Raw genomic sequence first — 22,294 nt, 5'->3', positions numbered from 1 at the left:
GGCACTGCCGCAAAGGGCAGGCCGCGAGAGATCGGAGAGAGAAATGGCCGAAGGCGATGTGTTCCTCGACACCAGCGATGTCGATCGGTGGGTCGGCAAGCCGGTGATCTTCGCCGAGTTCTGGGACCCGTGCAACGCCACGGACATCCGCCGCTGGGCACAGGCGATGGATTACGCCAATCCCCTGCACTGGGACGAGAATTTCGCGCGGGCCAGCCGCTTCGGCGGTATCGTCGCCCCGCAGAGCTTCACCGTCGCCATGGACTACGGCCACGGCTGCCATCCTTCCTGCGTCGGCCGGATTCCGGGATCGCACCTGATCTTCGCGGGGGAGGAATGGTGGTTCTACGGCAATCCCGTCCGCCCCGGCGACAAGCTCGTGCAGGAGCGCAGTTTCGCGGGCTATCGCATTGCCGAGACAGGCTTTGCCGGGCCGACGATGTTCGCCGATGGCGATACGGTCCACCGTAACCAGCACGGCGCGCTCGTCGCCAAGGAGCGGGCGACCTCGATCCGCTACCTCGTGGAGGAGGCGAACAAGCGGAAAGTCTACGACAAGGAGAATCGCGCGCCCAGGTCCTGGACAAGGGAGGAACTGGACGAAGTGGCGAAAGTGCGGCTGGACTGGATCAGGTCGGGCCGCGAAGGCATCTCGCCGCGCTGGAGCACGGTCAAGGTGGGCGATACTTTGCCGCGCCGGGTGATCGGGCCGCACAGCCGCGTCACTTTCGCGCTCGAATGCCGTGCGCACCGGCAGAACATCTGGGGCACCTGGCGCTGGAACGCACCTGAAGGCGTGCACGATCCCGCCCAGGAAGACGCAGGCTTCGGCGGCGACATGAGCTACGACTTCGAAGCCCGCAAGATCGATCCGCGCCAGGGTGACGGCCTGTTTCACGGGCCCAGCTCCGGGCACATCAATCCCGAGAAGGCCGAGAAGGTCGGCATGGGCGGTGCTTATGGCTACGGCTCGTCGATGAATGCCTGGCACCTCGATACGGTGGCCTACTGGGCCGGGCACGAAGGCTATATCTGGCACTCGAAGACCCAGTTCCGCAGCCCCGCTTTCGAAGGGGACGTGACTTACGTGGACGCCGCCGTGATCGACAGGCAGGAGACTTCCGAATTCGGGATGCCGGTGGTCACGGTCGAGACGCGGATGACCACGCAGGACGGCGCCACCATCCTCAAGGGCACCGCGACGGTATCGTTGCCGCTCTGACCGGGAGGACGACCATGGCGGACCGTGAGGACATCGTCGAAGTGCTCAATCTCTACGGTCTCGCCATGGACACCCGGCGCTGGGATCTGTTCGGGCGGGTGTTCACGGCGGACTGTGCGGTCGATTACGGGCCCGGTTCGTGCTGGAACGACCTAGGTGCCTTTCAGCATGCTTTCGGTGCCTTTCACGAAATGTTCGATGCAACCCAGCATGTGATGAGCAATCACCTCGTTCGAGTGGAGGAAGATAGAGCTTTTACAGTAACATATGGCCAGTGGCGGCTCATCCGTCATGCCGCTGGACAGCCGCCGGTGTGGGACGGCAGCGGCTACTACGACGATGAACTGGTCCGCACCGAAAACGGCTGGCGCATCGCCCGGCGGAGCTGCCGGGTGCTCTACTGGACGGGCAATCCCCGCGTCCAGATGCCCGAGGGCGACATCGCCTTCGAACTGGACCTCGCCGCGCTCCACGAGGAGGAACGGGCAGGCCGGATCGGCTATCTGCCGACCTGACAAGGGGGGCGGGCGGAGCCCCTCGCGTATCGCCGGGCCGGATTCGACCTCCGCAAATTGGCGTCCTGCCGGCGATCGGGCTATCCAGCGCAGACAAGAGAAATGTGAGAGGAACGCTGCCCGCAGGGGCGCGTAAGCTGGGATGTGGGCTAGATCGCACGATGCTCAAAACAGCGGGTACAGCCCCCTGAAGGCGCAGTCCGTGCAGGCTGACGGCCGGATCATGCCTCACCAATTCCGGCGCATTTTCGACCGCCTTTCGAAAAGCCATGGGCGAAAGCCCGCGGCGGTTTCGAACGCGCAAGACGCTTTCGTGGCATGGGGGCCTGGGCCTTCGAACGCAGGGATGCCGGGTGCGGAATATGTTCGCAAAGGTGCCGGTTCTTTGCGGATGTGACGTGAACCACGCCTGGCATGTCCCGAACCGGCAGCAGCGATGGACAGGCGATGTCGTCTGCGCGAACTGCCGGTCGGGGACTGCCCGGGAACCAGAACAATTGCCATCAGGCACGAACGGGAAGGAGCCACGGTGACGTATCTTGCGGAGTTGAGATCGAATTGGCGACCGTTGCTTGCCGCAACGGTCGGCGTGGGCACGGGTATGTCGCTGGCGGGAACCGTCACCAGTGCGATCGCGCCCAGCATGATCGCCGCCAACGGGTGGAGCAAGGCGGACTTCGCGATGGTGGGAAGCCTCGGGATCGTCAGTTCCCTGGCATTTCCGTTCATAGGCCGGATCGCCGACGTTCTCGGTGTCCGGTGGACGGCGCTTATCGGGCAGGTGACGCTGCCGCTGATGTATCTGGCATACAGCCTGATGGGCGGCTCTCTACAGACCTATATCGTGATCTTCCTGATCCACAGCGTGGTGTGCCTTACCACGACCTCGACCGTGTATACCCGGTTGCCGGTCCAGTGCATTTCCGCTGCGAGAGGGGCTGCCCTTGCCATCGTGGCATCCGGTCCCGCGCTCGTGAGTGCGATCGGCGGCCCCCTGCTCAACGCTTACGTCGAGGCGAACGGGTGGCGCGCCGCTTATCAGTTGCTGGCGATCTTCGCCGTGGTGGCGGGCACGATCACATTCCTCCTCATTCCCGCGGAAGCGGACCGGCAGGCAGGTGCGCGCGCGCCCCGGCGGCCTGCGCGCGAGGATTATCCGGCGATCTTTCGTGCACCCGCATTCTGGATCCTGCTGGCGGCCATGCTTCTTTGCAACATTCCCCAGGTCATCATGCTGACGCAGCTCAAGCTCGTGCTGCTCGACAACGGCGTGACAGGTCGCGGGGCGTCGGTGATGATCAGCGCGCTGTCCATCGGGATGCTTGCGGGCCGCCTGATCACGGGTGTTGCGCTGGACCGGTTCAATCCGTTCGCGATCTCGTTCTTTACCCTTGCCCTGCCGAGCCTTGGACTGTTCATCATCGCCTCAAGCCTTGATGCCCCCGCGGTGTTGACGGGGGCGGTCTTCTTCCTGGGCTTCGCCTTCGGTGCCGAGGGCGACATCATCGCCTTCCTCGTAGCGCTGTGCTTCCCGATTCGGATCTATGGTTCCGTCATGGGGCTGATGACCGCGACCATGTCGGCTTCCGCTGCGATCGGCGCCGTGGGGCTGAGCATCATCCTGGCACGGACCGGTGGCTACAGCACCTTCCTGGTGGTTGCCGGTACTGCCGTGCTGGTGGGCGCGTTTCTGCTTTTGACCCTGGCGCGGGCTCCGCGACCGCTAGATCTGGAAGGATGCCCGGCATGACGAAAGTGATGGAGGGCGTTCGCGTTCTCGAAGTTGCCCAGCACACGTTCGTGCCGGCAGGCGGGGCCATTCTCGCCGACTGGGGCGCGGATGTCATCAAGATCGAACATCCCACGCGCGGGGATGCGATGCGCGGCTTTATCAACATGGGGGGGATGAAGATCAACCCGCTGCGCCATACGATGATGGAGCATCCCAATCGGGGCAAGCGTTCGGTCGGCGTCGACATCTCGACGCCCGAAGGGCAGGAGGTCATCTACGAACTGGCCCGAAGCTGCGACGTCTTCCTGACCAATTATCTGCCCTATCTGCGGCAGAAGCTGAAAATCGATATCGAGCACATTCGCGCGGCCAATCCCGATATCATCTACGCCCGTGGCAGCGCCTATGGCGACAAGGGCCCGGAGCGCGACGTCGGCGGTTTTGACGGCACCGCGTTCTGGACCCGAAGCGGGGTGGGCTGGTCGATGAGCCCGGGAGAGCTTGAGGGGCCGCTGTCCCAGGGCATTCCGGCCTTTGGCGATTCCACGGGCGGCATGAATCTCGCCGGCGGGATCGCCGGTGCGCTGTTCCATCGGGAACGAACCGGCAAGCCCAGCGAAATCGACGTCTCGCTGCTGTCCACCGCCTGGTGGTCGGCGGGCAGCGCGCTCGATATCCAGCTTGAGAACAAGCGGGCGATGCGTGTCGGAATGCCGCGTTCGGGTTCCAATCCGGGCAATCCCTTCATGGGTAACTTCGCCACGTCCGACGGCGGGACCATCAATTTGTGCACGCTCATTCCGGGGCCGCATATCCGCAGCCTGTTCGAACATGTCGGCGTGCCGGAAGCCGCGGACGATCCCCGCTTCTCGACGGCGGAAAAGCTGCTTGAAAACTGGGAGGCCGCCGGCGAGATCATCAACGCCCGGTTCAATGCCATGCCGTTCGCCTACTGGCGCGAGCATCTGAAGACCTACACGGGCCAATGGGCGCCCTACCAGAGCCTGCTGGACCTCGCGCATGACGAGCAGGCGCTGGCCAACGACATGCTCTTCGAGGTCGAGGCCATGGACGGCGGCGATCCCATCAAGCTCGTTCGAGGGCCGGTGCAGTTCGATCATGCTCCCGTCGACACGACCCGGGCTCCGCAGGCTTCCGAACATACCGAACTGGTGCTGATGGAGATCGGACTGCCGTGGGACCGGATAGAGGAGCTCAAGGCATGCGGCACCATCGCATGACGGCCGGTGCAGCCGTGCTTTCAAGCTGAACGGCTGCCGTGAGCGAAGCGGACTTCGAGAGGCTGTACACCCCGCTGTTGCGGCACTTCACGGCGCTTTTCGGCGAACTGGGAGGCGATCTCCCCGCGCTACTCGAGGAAGTGGAGATTGCGCCTCGGGATTTTTCGGAAGGTTCCGGAAGGCTGACTTATCGGCAGGCGATCCGCTTGCTCGACACGGCGGCGAGGAGGCTGGATTGCCCGGATCTGGGCATGCGACTTGCGCTTCGCCAGCGCGGCGGAGCGGTTTTCGGCCCTCTCGGCAACGTAATGCGCACTTCCAGAACGTTCGGCGATGCAGTGCGGTCCGCCTGCGAGCACAGCGGGGCGCACAGCCGGGCCGTGCGGGTCTGGCTCAGCACCCATGCGGAGCCCTCGGCCACCTTCGCGGGCCATGAACTGTTGCTTGGCGACACGGCAAATCGCGCGCAGGCCATCGAGCAGGTCCTGCTGATCGGGCATCTCGAAGCGATGGAAATGACGGGCGGCCTATCGCGGGCGCGGCGCGTTTGCTTCCGCCACGAACCGGTATCCACGCGCTCCGCCTATCGCCGGAATTTCGGCTGCGACGTGCTGTTCGGGGAGCCGGCCGACGGTCTTGTGTTCTTCGACGAAGACCTGACACGCCCCATCCTCAGCCAGGATGAATATGTCTATCGGGACATGCTGCGCTACCTTGAGGAGCATTTCCCCAAGCGCCAGCTTCCCGTCGATGCGGAAGTTCGCGGACTGGTGCTGCGATCGCTCGCCCTGGGAGACAGTTCGACGGACAGCGTGGCCCATGCGCTCAATCTTCACGCCCGCACGCTCCGCCGCCGGCTTCGCGAGGAAGGCCTTGGTTTCCAGCAAGTAAAGGACAGCGTCCGGCGCGAATTGACCTGCTACTACCTGGAGCGGACGGACCTCGATTTTCGGGGCATTTCGGAAAAGCTGGGTTTTGCGGAACAGTCCATCTTCTCGCGAAGCTGCCGGCGCTGGTTCGGCAAATCGCCCACCGGATTGAAGGACGAGTTGTGCCGGCGCGAGAGGCTGTCCGGATAGGTCAAGCCAAACGCCGCCAAGTTGGCGCATGAACCGTTACACAAAAAGACGGGACACGCTGCCGGCCTTCACGGGCATGGCGGCGAATGGAAGGGGGGAAGCCGGGGGCTGCCTGAGAAGCAGCCGATATCCCGACCATCCCGAAATGCGGAGGCGCAACCGCAAGTCTCGATCAAGACGTTTCGTTGCCTCGATCGGCCGCAAAGGCCGACGGGTTTGATTGTACCAGGGGAGGATGAGGAATTGGCAATCAATTACAAGTGTTCGGTCGGTCGTCTCGCGCTCTGCGCGGCTTCGGTCGCTGTCATGCCGGCAGCGGCAATGGCCCAGGCCGACGCGCCGCCGCCTGCGCAGGACCAGTCGGCTGCCGACCAGGTGACCAGCGAACCGATCGTCGTGATCGGTACTCTCATCCGCGGCATCGCCCCGGCCGGCAACAATGTCATCGACATGAGCGCGGAACAAATCGCGGCCACCGGCGCTGCCACGACGAGCCAGGTTCTCAGCTCCATTCCGCAAGTCGGCAATTTCTTCAACGGACTGCCGGCCGGCGTTTCGCAGCAGCCGGGCGCCAATGGAAGCAACCCGATCAATCGCCCCAACCTTCGTAGCCTTCCCGGCGCGAACACCAGCGGCGGCGCCCAGACGCTCGTGCTGTTCGACGGCCAGCGCGTTGTTGGCGCGGGCATCCAGCAGGTTGCCGTCGATCCCGACATCATCGCGCCGGGCGTGATCCAGCGCGTGGAGGCGATGACGGACGGCGGTTCTGCCGTCTATGGCTCGGACGCGCTCGGCGGCGTGATAAACTTCGTGTCGCGCGATCGTTTCGACGGCGTCCAGATGGATGCGCGATACGGGATCGGTGACGATTTCCAGTCGGTCGAGGCGAGCGGGATGGCCGGCAAGGACTGGGGCTCGGGCGGCTTCTATGTGGCCTACGGCTATTCCCACCATGACAGCGTCTTTGGCGCCGACCGGGACTGGGTGAAGCAGGTCGACTGGAACACCGGTGTACCCACCGGCCGCAACTGTGCGCGCCCAACGTGACCATCGGAACGACCTCCTATGTGGCCTTCGGGAGGCGGGATCACCGCCGGCGGTCCCAATTCCTGCGATTTCTCCGACCCTGTCGCCATCTATCCGACCACGACTTTGCACACCGTGTTCGCCCGTCTCAACCAGCGCCTCTCGGGCGGGGTGCGCTTCGATGTGACCGCGCTTTACGCCAATCGTTCGATCGAGCAGATCGGCGGGACGCTGGGAACGGGAGCGCTGGGCACCGGCGCTGCGGGTCAGGCCACGCTCGCGGCAAGCTCTCCCTTCTACCGTCCGACCGGCGACGCCAATGACGGGCTGCCTCAGGTTGTCCGGTATGACTACAGCCCGCTGTTCGGAACCGCTTCGTCCACGCAGAATACCGACCTCGAAACATGGCGGGTTGCTCCTCGATCTCGGTCGAGCTGGGCTCCGATTGGGAATTCAGCGGGCTGTTCAGCTATGGCCTTGCCACGACGTCGTTCTCGAATGCGCAGATCAGCGCGGCGGCACAGTCTGCCGCTCTGGCCGGGGGGACGCTGAATCCCTACGATGTGGCTGCAACAGCGCCCAGCGTGGCTTCGGGCCTGCTTCGCTACAACAAAGGCACGGCCGGAACGAACTGTTCGATTATAGGGCCATCGTCAACGGGCCGCTGTTCGAGCTTCCTGGCGGCACGCTGCGCGCGGCGGCCGGCTACGAGCACATGCAGGACAACTTCAACAGGCGGTCGACGAATGCATCGACGTATCTGTTGCAGGACCCGACGAGCTACACCCAGAAGGTGGATTCGGTCTTCGGCGAGCTTTCGATCCCGATCGTCGGCGATGAAAACGCCATGTCGTTCATCAACGAACTGACGCTTTCTGCCTCGGCACGTTACGACAAGTACAACGACTTCGGCGACACCTTCAATCCGAAGTTCGCCGCAACCCTGCGCCCGGTCGAATGGATCGCGATCGGGGGAACTGGGGCAAGTCCTTCACGGCTCCGTCGCCGGTGGACCAGCTTGGCGTCATGGCCTCGGCCGTGGCCACGGTGCCCGCGGCATTCCTGCGCACGCCGCCCGGCGTAACCGCCGCTCCCGGCGAAATCGGGCTCTTCGTGTCGGGTACCGCTCCCGGAATTCAGCCGCAGAAGGCGACGAACTGGTCTGTCGGCGCGGAGATCGAGCCGCCGTTCCTGCCGGGGCTGACGCTGAACGCGAGCTATTACAACATTGACCTCACGGGAACGATCGGGAGGCCGGTAACCGGAGCGGACCTCAGCGACTACTATGCGAACTTCCCGCAGCTCTATTCGGTTCGCCCGAGCGGCCAGGAACTGGCGGCCTACCTGACGCAGTTCGATCCGGCCAACTTCAACTTCACGGTGGCGAACCGACCTCGACCGGTCAGGCGATCATCACTTCGGGCGGTACGAATTCGCCTGTGCTGGTCTCGCTGGACACCCGCGCAAGGAACCTGGGCACCGCGAAGCTCGACGGCCTGGATTTCTCGGCCAACTACGTGCTCGATACCCGCTTCGCTTCCTTCGATGCGAGCGTCACGGGGAACTACCGACTTTCGCAGAAATCGCGCGCCTTGCCTTCGCTGCCTGTCGCCGACGATCTGGCCTTCAACACCCCGGTGTTCCGCATCCAGGGTACGCTGGGAACGCGGGTCGGCGGGCTGCGCGCGCAGGTCATCTGGAACCACACCTCGGGATACAAGCGGGGCACGGTCGAATTCGGCCAGACCCGGGTTTCGGCCTTCGATGCGATCAACCTGTTCTTCAAATATGACGTGAAGTCCAAGTCCGCCTGGGGGAGCGACCTGTCGTTCACCCTGAACGTGCAGAACCTGTTCGATGTGTCGCCGCCCGAATTCCGTTCGGCAGCCGGTCTGGGCTTCGATACCACGCAGGGAAGCGCCTTCAGCATCGGGCGTATCGTCCAGTTCGGCGTCAGCAAGAAGTTCTGACCCTCACAGGGCCGCTCGGGCACTTTGCCCGGGCGGCCCGAAGGTCGATGCCCCGACCTTGCGGGTTCATCGCTGTTTGCAGTCGTTGCTGTGGAAGCAATAAGTGACGACGTAGCCGATGTGATCCGAAAGCGCATCGGCCCCGGGATGGGCGCCGAACGGTACGTCCATGGCCCCGAAGGCGAGCTTCGTGGCAGTGCCGGAACGGTAATATTGCTTGTCCTTGCCGCGCTTCACGATTGCCGCAAGTTCCGGCCGCAAGGTCGTTTCCGCGCCGGGCAGCCGGGACGAGGCTTCAGCGGTGCCCAGTGCATCGCCGATCAGGCTTTTCGCTCCGGAGATGCGGTCCGGGTCGTGGCCGACATTGAAATCCCCGGCGAAAACCAATGCCTGGCTCGCAGGAACCTGGGCGTGGATAAATGAGAAGGCAGCGGCCAGTTGCAGCTTGTAGGCCTGGTTGGCCCGATCGACCGAGACACCTGAGGCGCGGCGGGAGTTGAGGTGGGTATTCGCAACCGCGACGGGTTGCGCCTGCCCCGGAACCCTGACCCAGGCCACCAGCAGTCCCTTGGAGGCGAGACAGTCGAAACCCGCGCAGAGGGACGCGGGAAAGGCCATCCGTCTTGCAGCGATAATCGGGTAGTCCGACATGATGACGAGGCCGCTGTCCACCCATTTGCCCTCGGTCTCGCCCCTGGTCCACGACGCGCCGTTCGCAAGATTGGCGGAGGCGAGCCTCTCGGAGCGATCCGATGGCGTGCCGAGGGCTTCCGAGGGCTGCGGTCCGATCGCGATCCACTTGTAACCGGCGCGAGCGGCGATCGCCTTGGCTTCGGGGACGAATGCTTCCTGCAAGGCCACGACATCCGGCTGGCGGCCGCTTAGCCTGAGGCTTCCAAGCTGCTCCGCGATCTTTTCCAGCGCGGCCGGGCGGCCCAGCGCGGCGGGGAAGGGCAGGCCCTTCACATTGTAGGTCATGACGGAAAGTGTGCCCGGCGTTCCCGAAGCAGCTTTGGCTCGCGGCTGGTAGACAGCGGCCGGAAGGGGGCGGGCGATGTTGGAAGCGGAAAGACCGGCAACCATGGCAAGGGTGATGAAACCAAGTCGGTACACGCAGGAGAACTCCAGCTTCGATCTCGCCTAGACGCCGGGAACCCGCATTTCCCGCATCACGCATTTTCAGGTGCGGGTTCGGGCTCGCACCGGAGTCTCTCCCAGGTCCCGCCGCTCGGGACGGGGAACGGAGCTCCAGCCATGAGGCGATCCAGGATGACCGGCGTTGCATGCGCATTGCTTGCGATGGGGCCGAACATTGCCGAGGCGCGGACCGAGAAGGTCTGGGGCATGAGCGGCGCGCGCTATCTGCCGCAACTCGTCGAGTGGTCGCTGTCCGATATGTCCATGCCGGATCAGGTGAAGGTCATGCGCCTTGAAAACGATTCCGGCGATGCGGGCTGGCGTTTCGACCTGCTGGCGATCCGTTCGCTCGATCCGGTAGAGCTTCCCGGCGATCCGGACGGGGCGCGGTTCCGGGGCCGGCACATGAGCTTCAGCGCCTGGCATTCGCTGGGAGACAGCAGTATTCTGCGGCTGAACGGCGTTGCCGGCCGTGTAAGCCGGCGAAGCGGTTCCGGCATTCTGCTTCCCGCCAAGACCCGCGCCGGATATGCGGCGGCGGAACTTTCGCTGGATCATGGGCGCGACTGGTGGGTTTCGGCCGGCGTCTACCGGCAGGGCGGCTGGGGCGGGCGTTCGCTCGAAAACGACCTCCTTCGCATGACCAACGGCGAGCCCGCGGCAGCCATGGGTGTTCACGCTGCCGCCCGCGTCGCCGTTTTCAACGGCTCGGGCGAGCCGCGGACCTGGCTCGGGCTCGACGTGCATTCCGGTAGAAGGGCGGCGGGCCTCGGGCAGGCACTGCGAGCCGGCAGCGATGTCAGCCTCGTGCTGACGTCCAGCTTCTGAGGGTGCCATGACGGTCGCTGGAAGATCACCGGAACATCTGCTTTACCTGAGAGAGGAAAGAGCGCTTGCGCAGGAAGGACGGGCTATGACGTCGCTCGGGCAGGAGGTGCCTGCCGATGGAGGACTACGGCAGGTATGCCTCGCCATGCGGGGCGAACTGCGGCGCTTCCTGCTGGCCCGCCGGGTAAGCGAGGCGGATGTCGAGGACTTGTTGCAGGATCTGTTCCTTCGCCTTGAAACCACGGTGACGGGGCCGGTCCGCGCACCGCGCGCCTATCTCTACCAGATGGTCAACAACATGGCTCACACCCGGCGGCGCACGGAAACCCGCCGTCAGTCCCGCGATGCGGGCTGGATCGACGCGCGGGACGGCGAGGAACAGGCCGATGCCGCGCCCGACGCCGAAGCCACGCTCGTGGCCCGTGACCAGCTGGCCCGCGTGGAAGCCCGGCTTGCCCAGTTGCCGGAGCGGACCGCCTACGTCTTCCGCCAGTTCAGGATCGAAGGCGCGTCGCAGAAGGAAATCGCGGGGCATCTCGGGATAAGCCTGAGCGCGGTGGAAAAGCATTTGCAGCGCGCCTATCGCGCGGTGCTCGAAATTCGCGCCCGGCTGGACGATGCAGCCGGCGGGGCCGGAAGAACAGGAGGGTTCGATGATTCGTCCCGATGACGAGGGCATTCATGGGCAGGCAATCGCCTGGCATGTGCGGCTCGCCGATGCGAGCGAGGAGGACTGGGGCGAGTTCGCCGCCTGGCTCGAGGCGGATGCGCGCCACAACGATGCCTACGAGGCCGTCTGCGACGAGGATCTGGCGCTCTCTCCCGCCGTGGCTTTGGCGAGGCAGGAGAATTTCCGGACAGAGGCGGAAGCCGGGCATCGGGATGCTGCCGTCTCGCCGATCGGCGCGCGGCGGCCCGGACGCTGGATGTGGCCGGCCATGGCGGCGACCGTGGCGCTTGTCGCCGCCGGGTCATGGATGGCCGTGGGAGGATGGGACCGGTCCTACACCGTGACGACGGCGCCCGGTGAAGCGCGGACGATCGCGCTATCCGACGGCAGCAGGATCATGCTGAACGGCGGCACCGAACTGGTGCTGCGCCAGTCCGACCCGCGCGTTGCCGAACTCAAGGCCGGGGAGGCGCAGTTCTCCGTCCGTCACAATGCGGAAAAGCCCTTCACCCTGACCGTCGGTTCGCAGCGCGTGGTCGATGTGGGGACCGTGTTCAACGTTCGCTCCGGCAGCGGCGCGGTGCAGGTGGAAGTGTCCGAAGGGGCGGTCCGGTTCGAGGACGGCATTACGCGCCTTCGCCTCAATGCCGGCGATACCCTGAAGGCGAGCGGCGACAGGCTGGTGGAAGGAAGCAAGGCGGCTGCCGACATCGGCGCATGGACGCGGGGCAAGCTGGTCTACCGCGATGCGCCGCTCGTGGAAGTCGCGGGCGACATTACCCGGGCGCGGGGGATTGCCATCGAACTGGGGCCCGATCTATCGAAGACAAGTTTCACGGGCGTGATACAGCTGGACGGGGACAATGCGGCGCTGCAACGGCGTGTCGAGGTCCTGATTGGTGCGAAGGTGACCGAAACTGCCGATGGTTGGTCGATCACACGTTAACCGGTTCCTTCCCGCTCTATTGGCGGTCGCCGTCAACACGATGCAGGCCGCTCCGGCGCTGGCAGCGGAGACGCATGTCTTCGCGGTGCCGGCGGGGCGGCTTTCGGACGCCTTGCTGGCCCTTGCGCAGCAGGCGGGAATCTCGATCGCGCTCGGCGATCCCAGACTGGATACCTTGCGTTCGCGCGGGATTTCGGGTCGCCACGATGTAGCCGAGGCGTTGCGGCGAATTCTCGCCGGAAGCGGGTACGACTTCGTCTTCGTCGATTCCCGTACCGTGCGGCTGGTGAAGCGCGCCGCTGCGCCCGCCATCGCTCCCAGGGCGCCGCGCATGGGGGCGGCTCCTGCTATCCGGCCAGTGCCTGTCCCGGAGGTGGCGGGGCCGGACATTCTCGTCACGGCAACCAAGCAGCGCCTCGGCCTTGCCGACTATCCCGCCAGCCTGGCGGTGGTGGAGCCTGACCGCGAGGAACTGGCACGGGCAGGCGGGCGCGGAACCGGCTATATCCTGGGCAAGCTGCCGGAGCTGTCCTCTACCAATCTGGGGCCGGGCCGGAACAAGATATTCATCCGCGGCATCGCCGACAGCAGCTTCAACGGCACCAGCCAGTCTACGATCAGCCAGTATCTGGGCGAGATGCGGCTGATCTACTCCGCGCCTGACCCCGATCTTGCCTTGCATGACATCGCCCGCGTCGAAGTGCTGGAAGGGCCGCAGGGCACGCTTTACGGGGCGGGAACCCTTGGCGGCATCATCCGCCTTGTCCCGACGCCGCCCGATCCGGGAAAGACTTCGCTGGAAGGGGCGTTCGGCGTCCGCCTCACGCAGGACGGCGCGCCGGGCGGCGATGGGGCGCTCGTGGCGAACCTGCCGCTGGCAAGGGATCGACTGGCCCTGCGCGCCGTGGTCTACCGCACCGTCGACGGCGGCTATATCGACGATGCCGCGCGCGGCCTGAGGGACATCAACCGCAACGTCATGACGGGGTTTCGCGCGGCGCTTCGCTGGCAGCCGGATGCGGCATGGACGGTGGACGTCACTCTGGCCGGACAGGACCTCAATTCCCGCGACGGGCAATATACCCTGCGCGGAGAGCCCGATCTGGTTCGTTCGTCCGCGATCGCGCAGCCATTCGACAACGACTATCGCCTGGCCGGCGTGACCCTGTCCCGCGACTGGGGCGAAACCCGGCTGACTTCTGCCACCGGCTATGCCCGGCAGAGCATCGACACCGTGTTCGATGCCACCACCTCCGCATCGCCGCAGATCCGGCAGTACGAGGAGGATGTCGCGGTAAAGCTGCTCTCGCACGAGACGCGGCTGAGCGGGAACTGGGGCAACGGCGGAACATGGCTCGTGGGTCTGGGGCTGGTCAACAATATCGACCGTGCGGTGCGCAGGCTTGGCGCGCCCGGTGCGCTGGACACGCTCTCCAATCTCGCCAACACGACACTGGATGCGGCAGCTTTCGGCGAGTTCGGCATTCCGCTGCGGCGCAATGTCCAGCTCACGCTCGGGGGGCGGTTCAGCTACGTGCGCCAGACCAGCGAATTCATGGGGCAGGGTGGCCTCGATTTCGAGCCGGTGCGCCGCCAGCAGCGTTTTCTGCCCTCCGTTGCGCTGTCATGGAAGCCGGGAGCAGGGGTGCTGGCCTATGGCCGATATCAGCAGGGCTATCGCCCCGGGGGTCTTCAGGTAACCGGCTCCGCGGCCGATCCCAGCGCGGATCGCTTCGTGTCCGACCGCATCCAGACGGTTGAGCTGGGCCTGCGCTTCGGCATGGAGAAGGGCGCCCGCCTGTCCGGCAGCCTGGCCGCTTCGCTGGCACGCTGGCGGAATATCCAGGCCGATCTCGTTGCCATAGACGGGCTGCCCTATGTGGCGAACATCGGTTCGGGCCGGGTAGGAAATCTGGCCTTTTCGCTGGCCTGGCGCCCGGTGGACGCCCTGTCGCTGGAGGCGGCGGGTTTCCTCAATTCCAGCAGCCTGTCCGATCCCGCCCCGGGCTTCGACAACATCAGCGACCGCGACTTGCCCAACGTCGCCGACCAGGGATGGCGCACGGCGGCCAAGTTCGTCCATTCGCTTGGCTGGGCGGACCTCACGCTCGATACGGCGATACGCCATGTCGGGCGTTCGAAACTGGCGATCCTTTCCCCCTTCGCGCTGACACAGGGGCGTTACTACGACCTCTCGGCGGGCGGCCGGCTGTCATTCGGCCGCTGGAGGCTGTCGCTCGACCTTGCGAACATTCTCAACGACCGGGGCAACACTTTTGCCTTCGGCAATCCCTTCACGGTGGCTCAGGGTCTGCAGCAGACACCGATGCGCCCGCGTTCCCTGAGGATCGGTGTCGATGCCCAGTTCTGAACTCCGCATTAGCGCTGAGACCCGGCGCCTGCTTGTCTCGATCCACGATGTCGCCCCTTGCTTCGAAAGCGAGGTGGACCGGCTTGTCGAGATTCTGGAGGCCCGGCTGGGCGCGGCGCGTTTCGCCATGCTGGTCGTGCCCGACCACTGGGGGCGGGCGTCGCTTGCGCAAGCGCCGCGTTTCCAGGCACGGCTAAGGGGCTGGGCCGAGGCCGGGGTCGAGATGTTCGTTCACGGCTGGTACCATCGCGACGATGCCGTCCACGGCGGCGGGGCCGGTTTCAAGGCGCGCCACATGACGGCGGGAGAGGGCGAATTCCTTGGCCTTTCCCAAGCCGAAGTCTTGCGGCGAATGCGCGACGGCAAGGCCTTGCTGGAAGACATCGTGGGCATGCCTGCAGCCGGTTTCATCGCTCCGGCCTGGCTTTACGGGCCGGGCGCGATGGCGGCGCTGGAAGAATGCGGTTTCGCGCTGGCGGAAGACCATTTCCGCGTCTGGCAGCCGGGCAACGCGGACCGGCCGCTCGCACGTGGCCCGGTCATCACCTGGGCAAGCCGCAGCACCATGCGCACGGCCTCTTCGCTGTTCTTTGCCGCGCTCGCCCGGCGGGCCATGCAGCGCCAGCGCGTGGTGCGCATCGCCGTCCATCCCGGAGACGTGACGAAGGCGTCATTGGTGCGCAGTATCGATCGTACCCTTGCCGCATTCTCCGCCGGGCACGTTCCGGGCCGCTACGCCGAACTGCTCGCCTGAAAAAATCCTCCGGGGCGCAGTGTGGGTCCGGAGGAATGCCGGAGTCATACCGGCATGACCGAACCTCTCAGGATCGTCCTTCCCATTCACAGCTTCGAGCCGGGCGGGGTTGAGCGCGTCGCGCTGAACCTGGCGCGGCACTGGCAGGACGCCGGGCACGACGTGGTCGTCGTACTGGGGCGAAACGAGGGCCCGGACCGCGCCTGCGCGCCGCCCGGCCTGCGGTACTGGAGCTGTCGAAGCTTCATCCCCACCGCGCCTTTCGAAACGATCTGGATGATGTGGTGCCTGTGCCTCTATCTGGCGCGGGGCCGGGCCGATGTGCTGTTCTGCCCCGGCAACACCTACACCGTGGTCTGCGTGGTGATGAAGCTGCTGCTGGGCGATCGCTGCCCGCCGGTTGTGGTGAAAGTGAGCAACGACCTTGTTCGCGCTGACAAGCCGCTGCTCCGCCGGCTGTGGTACCGGCTCTGGCTGCGCCTGAACGGACTGTTCCTCGATCGCTTCGTGGCGCTGGCCGAGCCGATGTTCGACGAAGTCGTCAAGGGCATGGGCGTCGCCGCGCATCGGGTGACGACGATCCACGATCCGGCGCTGGACCGGCGCCGCTTCGAACGGTTGCAGGCGATGCCGCGAGAACGCGCGGCGGGCCGGGCGCTGCGCTACCTCGCGGTAGGGCGGCTGGCGGCGCAGAAGAATGTCGAGATGCTGCTGATGGCTTTCGCCTCGGGGTTCAGGCCGGGTGACCGGCTCACCATCGTCGGCGCGGGGCCGGAGCTTGGTGCGTTACGGCGGGTCGTGCGGACCATGGCGCTGCGGGGTATCGTGACGTTCACCGGCCACCTTCCGTCTCCAGACGAGCATTTCCGGACCTCGGACTGCCTGCTGCTCTCCTCGAACTACGAAGGGGTGCCCGCCGTCGTGATCGAGGCCATCGCCGCGGGCCTGCCGGTCATCGCCACCGATTGCTGCGCCAGCATGAAGAGCTTGCTGGGGGGCGGCACGCGGGGGGTGCTGGTGCCTGTCGGCGACGTGCACGCCATGGCGCAGGCCATTGCCCGCCCGGAACGGCTGCCGCAGCCGGGCCCCGGCGAACGGGCATATGCCGCACGGTTCTCGCTCGAACTGGCCGCAACTTCGTATCTTGCGGTCATGCGCGAGGCCGTTGCCGTGTCCGATCAGGTGCGCACCGCGCTCCTCCCGGAGCTGCTGCGTTAGGTCGCGGCCCCACTCCCTTCACAAGACCCGAGGACTATCCGTTTGCTCCCATCTGCCATGCCTGCTGCGCCGTCGCCGCGCTTTCCCCCGCTCCAGGCCCAGGACAGGGCTTCGCGGTTTCGCATGGCGGCCTTGTTGCCGCTGCTGTTCTCGGTGCTCGTGGCGCTGGCCGTGGTGCTGGCGATGAGAGGCATGGACCCGGCGCGGATTTACGCCATGGTCCCGCGCGCGCCGTCCTTCTGGATCGTGTTCGCCGTGTTCTACCTTGCCGGACCGCTCAGCGAATGGGCGATCTTCCACCGGCTCTGGAACCTGCCCGCAGGCGGACTGGTGCCGCTGCTGCGCAAGCTCGTGTGCAACGAACTGCTCTTCGGCTATCTGGGAGAGGCCTATTTCTACACGTGGGCGCGCGCCGCCGCGCGATGACCGCGGCGCCGTTCGGCGCGATCAAGGACGTGGCGATTCTTTCCGCCATGGCCGGCAACGGGGTGACGCTGTTCCTGCTTCTGGCGGTGGTGCCGTTCGTTTCCGCCGGCGATCTCGGGCTGGAGAACGATTCCGTCCTCGTCTCGCTGGGCGTGGTGCTCGTCACCTCGATCGCGGCGATGTTCCTGCGCCGACGCATCTTTTCCCTGCCGCGAGAGGAACTGGGCGCGATCCTGGGCATCCATCTGCTGCGCATCGCCGCAACCACGATCCTGTCCGCGGTGCTCTGGCACATGGTGCTGCCGCATGTGCCGGTGGCCTCATGGCTCCTGCTTTCGACCCTGCGCCTGCTGGTTTCCCGGCTGCCCTTCGTGCCCAACAAGGACGTGGCTTTTGCGGGGCTCGCGGTCTTCACGCTCGGGCATGAGACCAGCATCGCCGCCCTGATGACGATGATGGCCTCAGTGATCCTGCTGGTCCACGTGCTGCTCGGCCTCGCGTTGGTGGCCCTGGATGTCCTGCGCCATGTCTCGGGCCCCGCCGGAGCGGAGGAAGCAGGGCGGGCATAAAAAATCGAGGGGGCGGGATGCGGGTGTGCTGGCGGCGCGGAGTCCATGCACCATGCGCATAGGATTCCTGTTCAACCACGACCAGATTCACCAGGTCGCCCACAGCCTGCCGATTGCCATGGCCATGGCCGATCAGGGTTTCCCGGGCGAATTGATCGTTGCGACCACGAACGCGGCCCTCGCCGCCGAAGTGCGCCGCCTGGCCGGTGACTATCTCGGCAGCACGATCCGGCATGTCGAACTGGGCCCTTCCACGCTGTCGCGCAGCATGGATGCCTTGCTGGGGCGCGTCGTGCCTGCCGCCAAACTGCTCATCTACCGCGACAATCTCCCGTTTTTCCGCAGTCTCGACGTACTTGTCGTGGCGGAGAAGACCTCGCTCATCCTCAAGAAGCGCTATGGCCTGCACGATCTCGCGATCGTTCATACAAGACACGGCGCCGGAGACCGGGCGATCGGCTTCGACAAGGCCAGTGCCTGTTTCGATCATGTGCTCTGTTCGGGCACGAAAGTCCGCGACCGCCTGGTGTCCGAAGCCCGGGTCGATCCCGCGCGGATCAGCATCGTCGGCTATCCCAAGTTCGACGTCCTGCCCAGCCGGATCGCCAGGCGCTTCCTGCCGGCGGGGGAGCGGGTGGTGCTCTACAACCCGCATTGCTCGCCGCATCTGTCCTCGTGGTATCGGCACGGGCACTCCGTTTTCGAGCATTTCCTGAACGACGAGGGCAGCGGGCTGGTCTTTGCGCCGCACGTCATGCTGTTCCAGCGGCAGTTCGTCGTGGCCATCGACAAGCTCAGCATCGAAAAGGCGGGGGCCATTCCGCAGCGCTTCCTGCGGGGCGAGAATATCAAGATCGACCTCGGCAGCCGCGCCTCGACCGACATGACCTATACGCTGTCCTCCGATATCTACCTCGGCGATGCCAGCAGCCAGGTCTACGAATTCATGCTGCGCCCGAGGCCCTGCATCTTCCTCAACAGCCACGGCCACGAATGGCGCGGCGATCCCAATTTCCTCCACTGGACAGCGGGCGAGGTCATCCGCAAACCGGACGAGCTGCCGGCCGCGATCGACCGTGCCGAGCAACTGCACGAGGAGCACTATCGCGCGGTGCAGGAGCAACTTTTCGCCAGCAGTTTCGATCTGCAGGACACGCCGTCCTCGGTTCGCGCCGCCATCGCCATCGCGACTTTCGCAGAGCATCGGTCGCCGTCCTTCCGCCCCATGAACCGTCTTTCGGCATGAAGCCGCTCGACGCATTCTTCTGGCGCCGCGCGGCCGGTGAAGGGCCGATCCGCAGGCAGGACAGCCCGGTTCGGCCGGAGGCGTTGCCCGGCGGCATAGTGGGCCGCATCTTCGCCTCGCTCGGCATGGTCCTGGGCGGGAAGGCCGGCGCGGGGCTGGTCAGCCTGGCCTATCTGCTGCTGGCGACGCGTTTCCTGGGGCCGACCGAATATGGCGTGCTCGTGCTGGTCCATGCCTATATCACCACGGTTTGCGGCATCGTCGAGTTTCCTTCGTGGCAGGCCGTCGTGCGGTATGGAGCCGAGGCCCAGCGGCAGGAAGATCCGCATCGCCTCGTCCGCCTGCTGCGCTTCGGGGCGAAGGTTGAGCTGGTCGGCGGCGTGCTGGCAATACTTTCCGCGGCTCTGCTGGTGCCGCTGGTGGGCGGGCATCTCGGCTGGCCGCCGAAAGCCATGGCCTTCGCACCGTTCTATGCCCTGGCCGTGCTGGGATCGGTGCGCTCTACTCCGGCGGGATATCTCCAGCTCTGCGGGCGTTTCGACCTGCTGGGACTGCACAATCTGGTGCAGCCGCTCTTCCGACTTGGCGGCGCGCTGATCGTCATTGCCTGCGGCTGGGGTATCCGCTCCTTCCTGTTCGCATGGCTGGTCGCCGCGCTGGCCGAGTTCGCGGTCATGTGGGGCATGGGGATATGGCTCGCCGCCCGCAATCTCGGCGCGGCCTTGCGGCATCCTGCGGGTACGCCGCGCCCGGCGGCGCGGCGCAGGAGAACCCGAGAATCTGGCGCTTTCTCATCGCCAGCAATGCCGACGTGACTCTAAGCGAACTGGCGGGAAGAGTGGCGCCGCTGGTGGTGGGCTGGGTGCTGGGACCGGCGATGGCGGGGCTCTATTCGGTCGCGCAGCGCGCAACCGTCATCATCGCGCAGCCCGCCCAGATACTGGGCAATACCGCATATGCAGAACTGGCCCATGTGGTTGCCGATGGCCGGGGCGCGAAGCGCTGCGCCGGATATTGCGAAAGATCGTGACGGTCGGTTTGGTCGCGGCAACGCCGGTGGTGCTGGTCGTGGCGGTGTTCCCGCAGCAAATCCTCCAGCTCCTTGCGGGCCGGGCCTTCACCGAGGCTGCCGGCGTGATGATCGTGCTGGTACTGGCCCGGGCGATAGCGCTGATCGGACCGCCGTGCAGTTCGGCCATTTCCGCGCTGGGCCATCCTTCGCGGTCGATGGCCGCGAACCTTTTCGCAAGCCTCGTATTCCTCTCGGCCATGCCCTGGCTGCTCCAGCGCTACGGGCTGATGGGGGCAGGTATCCAGGCACTGGGACAGGCCATTCTTGCCAGTGGGCTGCTCGTGCTGCTCGTCTGGCGCAGCAGCATGGGCCGCTAGGACGATGCGGATCGCCTATATCATCAATTCGGTGGAAGGCGGCGGCGCGGCGCTGCCGGTGCCGTCGATCGCGCGGGTGCTGGCAGAGGCCGGGGCCACGGTTCGCGTCTTCGCGCTGACCCGGCGGGACGGCAGGGCGCTTGCCGCGATGGAAGCCGCCGGGCTCGCCCCCTGCGTGCGTGACGGCGGCGACAAGGACCACGCACAGGCGCTGCGCTGGCTCCTGCGCGAGTTGCGGGCATGGCACGCCACGCACTTGTGGACCTCGCTGAGCCGGGCGACGGCGCTGGGCCTGCTGGCCGGCCCGAGGCTGGGCCTGCCGGTCGTCTGCTGGCAGCACGCAGCCTTCCTCAAGCCGTGGAACCTCCGCCTGCTGCGCGCGCTGCAACCGCGGGCGAGGCTGTGGGTCGCGGATTCGCAGACCGTTGCCGGGTTCATGAAGGACCGGCTCGGGATAAGGCCGGAACGGATCGCGACCTGGCCGATCTACGCCGTCGATCCGCGAATGCCGGTCGCCCGCGCCTGGCAGCCGGGGCAGGTGCTGCGGATCGGCAGCCTCGGCCGGCTTCATCCGGTAAAGGGCTACGATGTCCTGATCGAGGCGCTGGCGCGGTTGCGGCAGAACGGCTTTACGGCGCCGGTGCCCTGGACGCTGGACATCGCCGGCGAGGGAAGCGAGCGCGGCGCGCTGGAGGCACAGGCGAAGGCGGCGAGGATCGGCGACATTCGCTTGCCGGGCTATGCCGAGGATCCGAAGCGATTTCTGGCAACGCGGCACCTCTACGTGCAGCCTTCACGCTCGGAAGGGTTCTGCATCGCGGCGCATGAGGGGCTTACCGCTGGCCTTCCCGTCATCGCCTCCAGCGTGGGCGAACTGGTCCATTCGGTAAGGCCTTTCGAGACAGGCTGGCTCTGTCCGCCGGAAAGCCCTGCCGCGCTAGCCGAGAACCTGCGTCAGGCGCTGAGCTATCCCAGCAGGCTGGCCGACATGGGGCAGGCAAGCCGCCGGGATATGCTCGCCCGCTTTTCTCCGGCGAACTTCGCGCGCGCGGGGACTGCTATCTGCGAGCGTATCGCCCCGCCGCCCGTTTGAGATCGAGCGCCATGCCCGCCAGCGAGCGGTCGATGGTCTTCACATCGATGAGGGTGACGGCGCCGCATGCGCTCAGGGTGTGCATGCCTTCGTACCGGCCCGAAGGACCGGAGGGGATCGCCATCGCATCGCCTGCTTCGGACGAGAATCCGGTCTCGTCGAGGCGATCGATCCAGAGCGGACGGATCGCGCCGCCGTAAGTCCGCATGCAGTCCTGCGTCGGGAGCATGATGCGCCCCTCCACGACCAGCGGGGTTCCGCCGGGGCGCGAGGATTGCCGCCCGCGTCGCACCGGATTGCCGGGGTGCGGCGTCCACCGGCCCGTGAGTGTATCCGCCCAGGCGACGTGAAGCGTGCCCAGCTTGGTGTCGCGACTTTCGGCTGACGAATAGAACAGCCACCAGCGGCCGCCATGTCGCAGGATCGATGCGTCGACCGGCAGGCAGTCCACCTCGATCGTGCATTCCGGGCTCCAGCGGTCCAGCGCGTCATCGCCGCGATAGAGCGTCAACTTGCCCGAGCGATGCGCCTCCGGCAGCATCCAGACCGCGCCTTCGCCCTGAAAGACTTGCGGATAGGACAAGTGCCAGGGCTCCTCCAGCACCAGTCGGCGATCGATCAGCGTGAAGCTCCGGTCGAACGTCAGCCGTTCGATCACCCCGTGACGTGTGCGGTAATCGTATTGCTCGGCAAAGACGTGAAGCCGGTTGCCGTCGTCGAAGCCGAAAGGGTCGGCCAGGAAGGTGAACGCGGGTTCCTGCGGGAACCACACGATGTCCGCTGCGGCATAGTCCGCCGCGAGCACCCGGCTTGCCGGGTGCGGCAGCAATCCGCACTGCCAGATGTCCTTGCGTCTAGGCAT

General features: G+C 65.8%; 23 protein-coding genes and 1 pseudogene. 22 read left to right on the top strand and 2 right to left on the bottom strand.

Features of this window, described 5'->3' with window-relative positions; genetic code table 11:
• The first annotated feature begins 43 nt into the window (after positions 1-43).
• From ADT71_RS22595 to ADT71_RS22555, 9 genes and pseudogenes are all read left to right on the top strand, one after another.
• Positions 44-1,222, top strand: a complete 1,179-nt coding sequence (locus ADT71_RS22595) for a MaoC family dehydratase N-terminal domain-containing protein (RefSeq protein ID WP_054440506.1) — start codon at positions 44-46, stop codon at positions 1,220-1,222.
• A gap of 14 nt (positions 1,223-1,236) precedes the next feature.
• On the top strand, positions 1,237-1,737 hold the full coding sequence (locus tag ADT71_RS22590; protein ID WP_054440502.1) for a nuclear transport factor 2 family protein: 501 nt from the start codon (positions 1,237-1,239) through the stop codon (positions 1,735-1,737).
• 529 nt (positions 1,738-2,266) lie between these two features.
• On the top strand, positions 2,267-3,487 hold the full coding sequence (locus ADT71_RS22585; RefSeq protein WP_054440500.1) for an MFS transporter: 1,221 nt from the start codon (positions 2,267-2,269) through the stop codon (positions 3,485-3,487).
• Complete coding sequence (locus tag ADT71_RS22580; protein WP_132469312.1) at positions 3,484-4,710, top strand: CaiB/BaiF CoA-transferase family protein; 1,227 nt, start codon at positions 3,484-3,486, stop codon at positions 4,708-4,710. The genes ADT71_RS22585 and ADT71_RS22580 overlap by 4 nt, the downstream gene beginning before the upstream one ends.
• A 38-nt stretch (positions 4,711-4,748) precedes the next feature.
• Complete coding sequence (locus tag ADT71_RS22575; protein WP_054440495.1) at positions 4,749-5,789, top strand: AraC family transcriptional regulator; 1,041 nt, start codon at positions 4,749-4,751, stop codon at positions 5,787-5,789.
• A 243-nt stretch (positions 5,790-6,032) separates the two neighbouring features.
• Positions 6,033-6,836: a TonB-dependent siderophore receptor gene (locus tag ADT71_RS22570; protein ID WP_054440493.1), complete on the top strand. Its 804-nt coding sequence runs from the start codon at positions 6,033-6,035 to the stop codon at positions 6,834-6,836.
• Positions 6,837-6,854: 18 nt separating this feature from the next.
• Entirely contained in the window at positions 6,855-7,367 is a 513-nt protein-coding gene (locus ADT71_RS32385) for a hypothetical protein (protein ID WP_054440490.1), read from the top strand.
• Positions 7,261-8,234 (top strand): annotated as a pseudogene (locus ADT71_RS35955) (TonB-dependent receptor domain-containing protein); the annotation flags it as partial. The gene ADT71_RS32385 and the pseudogene ADT71_RS35955, both read left to right, overlap by 107 nt.
• 20 nt (positions 8,235-8,254) lie before the next feature.
• Positions 8,255-8,785: a TonB-dependent receptor gene (locus tag ADT71_RS22555; RefSeq protein ID WP_054440486.1), complete on the top strand. Its 531-nt coding sequence runs from the start codon at positions 8,255-8,257 to the stop codon at positions 8,783-8,785.
• A 66-nt stretch (positions 8,786-8,851) separates the two neighbouring features.
• On the opposite strand, the gene ADT71_RS22550 is transcribed toward ADT71_RS22555, so the two are convergent.
• The gene (locus tag ADT71_RS22550) at positions 8,852-9,898 is read right to left on the bottom strand and encodes an endonuclease/exonuclease/phosphatase family protein (protein ID WP_054440483.1); all 1,047 of its coding nucleotides are present in this window, start codon (positions 9,896-9,898) and stop codon (positions 8,852-8,854) included.
• 156 nt (positions 9,899-10,054) lie between these two features.
• Between ADT71_RS22550 and ADT71_RS22545 the strand changes: the two genes are divergently transcribed.
• From ADT71_RS22545 to ADT71_RS22500, 13 genes are all read left to right on the top strand, one after another.
• Entirely contained in the window at positions 10,055-10,750 is a 696-nt protein-coding gene (locus ADT71_RS22545; protein ID WP_054440481.1) for a hypothetical protein, read from the top strand.
• Between the two features lie 85 nt (positions 10,751-10,835).
• Positions 10,836-11,420: an RNA polymerase sigma factor gene (locus tag ADT71_RS22540; RefSeq protein ID WP_082370505.1), complete on the top strand. Its 585-nt coding sequence runs from the start codon at positions 10,836-10,838 to the stop codon at positions 11,418-11,420.
• On the top strand, positions 11,404-12,366 hold the full coding sequence (locus ADT71_RS22535) for a FecR domain-containing protein (protein WP_054440672.1): 963 nt from the start codon (positions 11,404-11,406) through the stop codon (positions 12,364-12,366). Before ADT71_RS22540 ends, ADT71_RS22535 begins: the two co-directional genes overlap by 17 nt.
• Positions 12,344-14,737, top strand: coding sequence for a TonB-dependent receptor (locus ADT71_RS22530; RefSeq protein ID WP_054440476.1), 2,394 nt, complete (start codon positions 12,344-12,346; stop codon positions 14,735-14,737). Before ADT71_RS22535 ends, ADT71_RS22530 begins: the two co-directional genes overlap by 23 nt.
• Entirely contained in the window at positions 14,724-15,491 is a 768-nt protein-coding gene (locus tag ADT71_RS22525; protein ID WP_054440475.1) for a DUF2334 domain-containing protein, read from the top strand. Before ADT71_RS22530 ends, ADT71_RS22525 begins: the two co-directional genes overlap by 14 nt.
• A 54-nt stretch (positions 15,492-15,545) precedes the next feature.
• On the top strand, positions 15,546-16,709 hold the full coding sequence (locus ADT71_RS22520; protein WP_054440471.1) for a glycosyltransferase: 1,164 nt from the start codon (positions 15,546-15,548) through the stop codon (positions 16,707-16,709).
• A 123-nt stretch (positions 16,710-16,832) separates the two neighbouring features.
• Positions 16,833-17,135, top strand: coding sequence for a hypothetical protein (locus tag ADT71_RS34320; RefSeq protein WP_231636118.1), 303 nt, complete (start codon positions 16,833-16,835; stop codon positions 17,133-17,135).
• Complete coding sequence (locus tag ADT71_RS34315; RefSeq protein WP_231636117.1) at positions 17,111-17,704, top strand: hypothetical protein; 594 nt, start codon at positions 17,111-17,113, stop codon at positions 17,702-17,704. Before ADT71_RS34320 ends, ADT71_RS34315 begins: the two co-directional genes overlap by 25 nt.
• 52 nt (positions 17,705-17,756) lie before the next feature.
• On the top strand, positions 17,757-18,950 hold the full coding sequence (locus ADT71_RS22510) for a hypothetical protein (RefSeq protein WP_054440469.1): 1,194 nt from the start codon (positions 17,757-17,759) through the stop codon (positions 18,948-18,950).
• Positions 18,947-19,765 carry a lipopolysaccharide biosynthesis protein gene (locus tag ADT71_RS34310; protein ID WP_231636116.1) on the top strand — a complete coding sequence of 273 codons (819 nt, stop codon included), beginning with the start codon at positions 18,947-18,949 and terminating at the stop codon, positions 19,763-19,765. Before ADT71_RS22510 ends, ADT71_RS34310 begins: the two co-directional genes overlap by 4 nt.
• Positions 19,762-19,980: a hypothetical protein gene (locus ADT71_RS34305; protein ID WP_231636115.1), complete on the top strand. Its 219-nt coding sequence runs from the start codon at positions 19,762-19,764 to the stop codon at positions 19,978-19,980. Before ADT71_RS34310 ends, ADT71_RS34305 begins: the two co-directional genes overlap by 4 nt.
• Complete coding sequence (locus ADT71_RS34300) at positions 19,977-20,339, top strand: hypothetical protein (RefSeq protein WP_231636114.1); 363 nt, start codon at positions 19,977-19,979, stop codon at positions 20,337-20,339. Before ADT71_RS34305 ends, ADT71_RS34300 begins: the two co-directional genes overlap by 4 nt.
• Before the next feature lie 4 nt (positions 20,340-20,343).
• The gene (locus ADT71_RS22500) at positions 20,344-21,432 is read left to right on the top strand and encodes a glycosyltransferase family 4 protein (protein ID WP_054440467.1); all 1,089 of its coding nucleotides are present in this window, start codon (positions 20,344-20,346) and stop codon (positions 21,430-21,432) included.
• Here ADT71_RS22500 and ADT71_RS22495 read toward each other — a convergent pair.
• A complete protein-coding gene (locus ADT71_RS22495) occupies positions 21,398-22,294 on the bottom strand; it encodes a formyl transferase (protein ID WP_054440465.1) in 897 nt (298 codons plus the stop codon). The genes ADT71_RS22500 and ADT71_RS22495 overlap by 35 nt on opposite strands.

It is taken from the genome of Novosphingobium sp. ST904 (assembly GCF_001298105.1).
Classification (GTDB): domain Bacteria; phylum Pseudomonadota; class Alphaproteobacteria; order Sphingomonadales; family Sphingomonadaceae; genus Novosphingobium.
Note: the sequence above shows the minus strand (reverse complement) of the source record. Positions and strands in the feature narration are given on the sequence as shown.

Bases quoted from the DNA above. Each gene is read 5' to 3' on its own strand.
- ADT71_RS22595 (WP_054440506.1), top strand. From the start codon at position 44: ATGGCCGAAGGCGATGTGTTCCTCGACACCAGCGATGTCGATCGGTGG.
- ADT71_RS22590 (WP_054440502.1), top strand. From the start codon at position 1,237: ATGGCGGACCGTGAGGACATCGTCGAAGTGCTCAATCTCTACGGTCTC.
- ADT71_RS22580 (WP_132469312.1), top strand. From the start codon at position 3,484: ATGACGAAAGTGATGGAGGGCGTTCGCGTTCTCGAAGTTGCCCAGCAC.
- ADT71_RS32385 (WP_054440490.1), top strand. From the start codon at position 6,855: ATGTGGCCTTCGGGAGGCGGGATCACCGCCGGCGGTCCCAATTCCTGC.
- ADT71_RS22545 (WP_054440481.1), top strand. From the start codon at position 10,055: ATGACCGGCGTTGCATGCGCATTGCTTGCGATGGGGCCGAACATTGCC.
- ADT71_RS22540 (WP_082370505.1), top strand. From the start codon at position 10,836: ATGACGTCGCTCGGGCAGGAGGTGCCTGCCGATGGAGGACTACGGCAG.
- ADT71_RS22535 (WP_054440672.1), top strand. From the start codon at position 11,404: ATGATTCGTCCCGATGACGAGGGCATTCATGGGCAGGCAATCGCCTGG.
- ADT71_RS22530 (WP_054440476.1), top strand. From the start codon at position 12,344: ATGGTTGGTCGATCACACGTTAACCGGTTCCTTCCCGCTCTATTGGCG.
- ADT71_RS22525 (WP_054440475.1), top strand. From the start codon at position 14,724: ATGCCCAGTTCTGAACTCCGCATTAGCGCTGAGACCCGGCGCCTGCTT.
- ADT71_RS22520 (WP_054440471.1), top strand. From the start codon at position 15,546: ATGACCGAACCTCTCAGGATCGTCCTTCCCATTCACAGCTTCGAGCCG.
- ADT71_RS34320 (WP_231636118.1), top strand. From the start codon at position 16,833: ATGGCGGCCTTGTTGCCGCTGCTGTTCTCGGTGCTCGTGGCGCTGGCC.
- ADT71_RS22510 (WP_054440469.1), top strand. From the start codon at position 17,757: ATGCGCATAGGATTCCTGTTCAACCACGACCAGATTCACCAGGTCGCC.
- ADT71_RS34310 (WP_231636116.1), top strand. From the start codon at position 18,947: ATGAAGCCGCTCGACGCATTCTTCTGGCGCCGCGCGGCCGGTGAAGGG.
- ADT71_RS22500 (WP_054440467.1), top strand. From the start codon at position 20,344: ATGCGGATCGCCTATATCATCAATTCGGTGGAAGGCGGCGGCGCGGCG.
- ADT71_RS22495 (WP_054440465.1), bottom strand. From the start codon at position 22,294: ATGCCTAGACGCAAGGACATCTGGCAGTGCGGATTGCTGCCGCACCCG.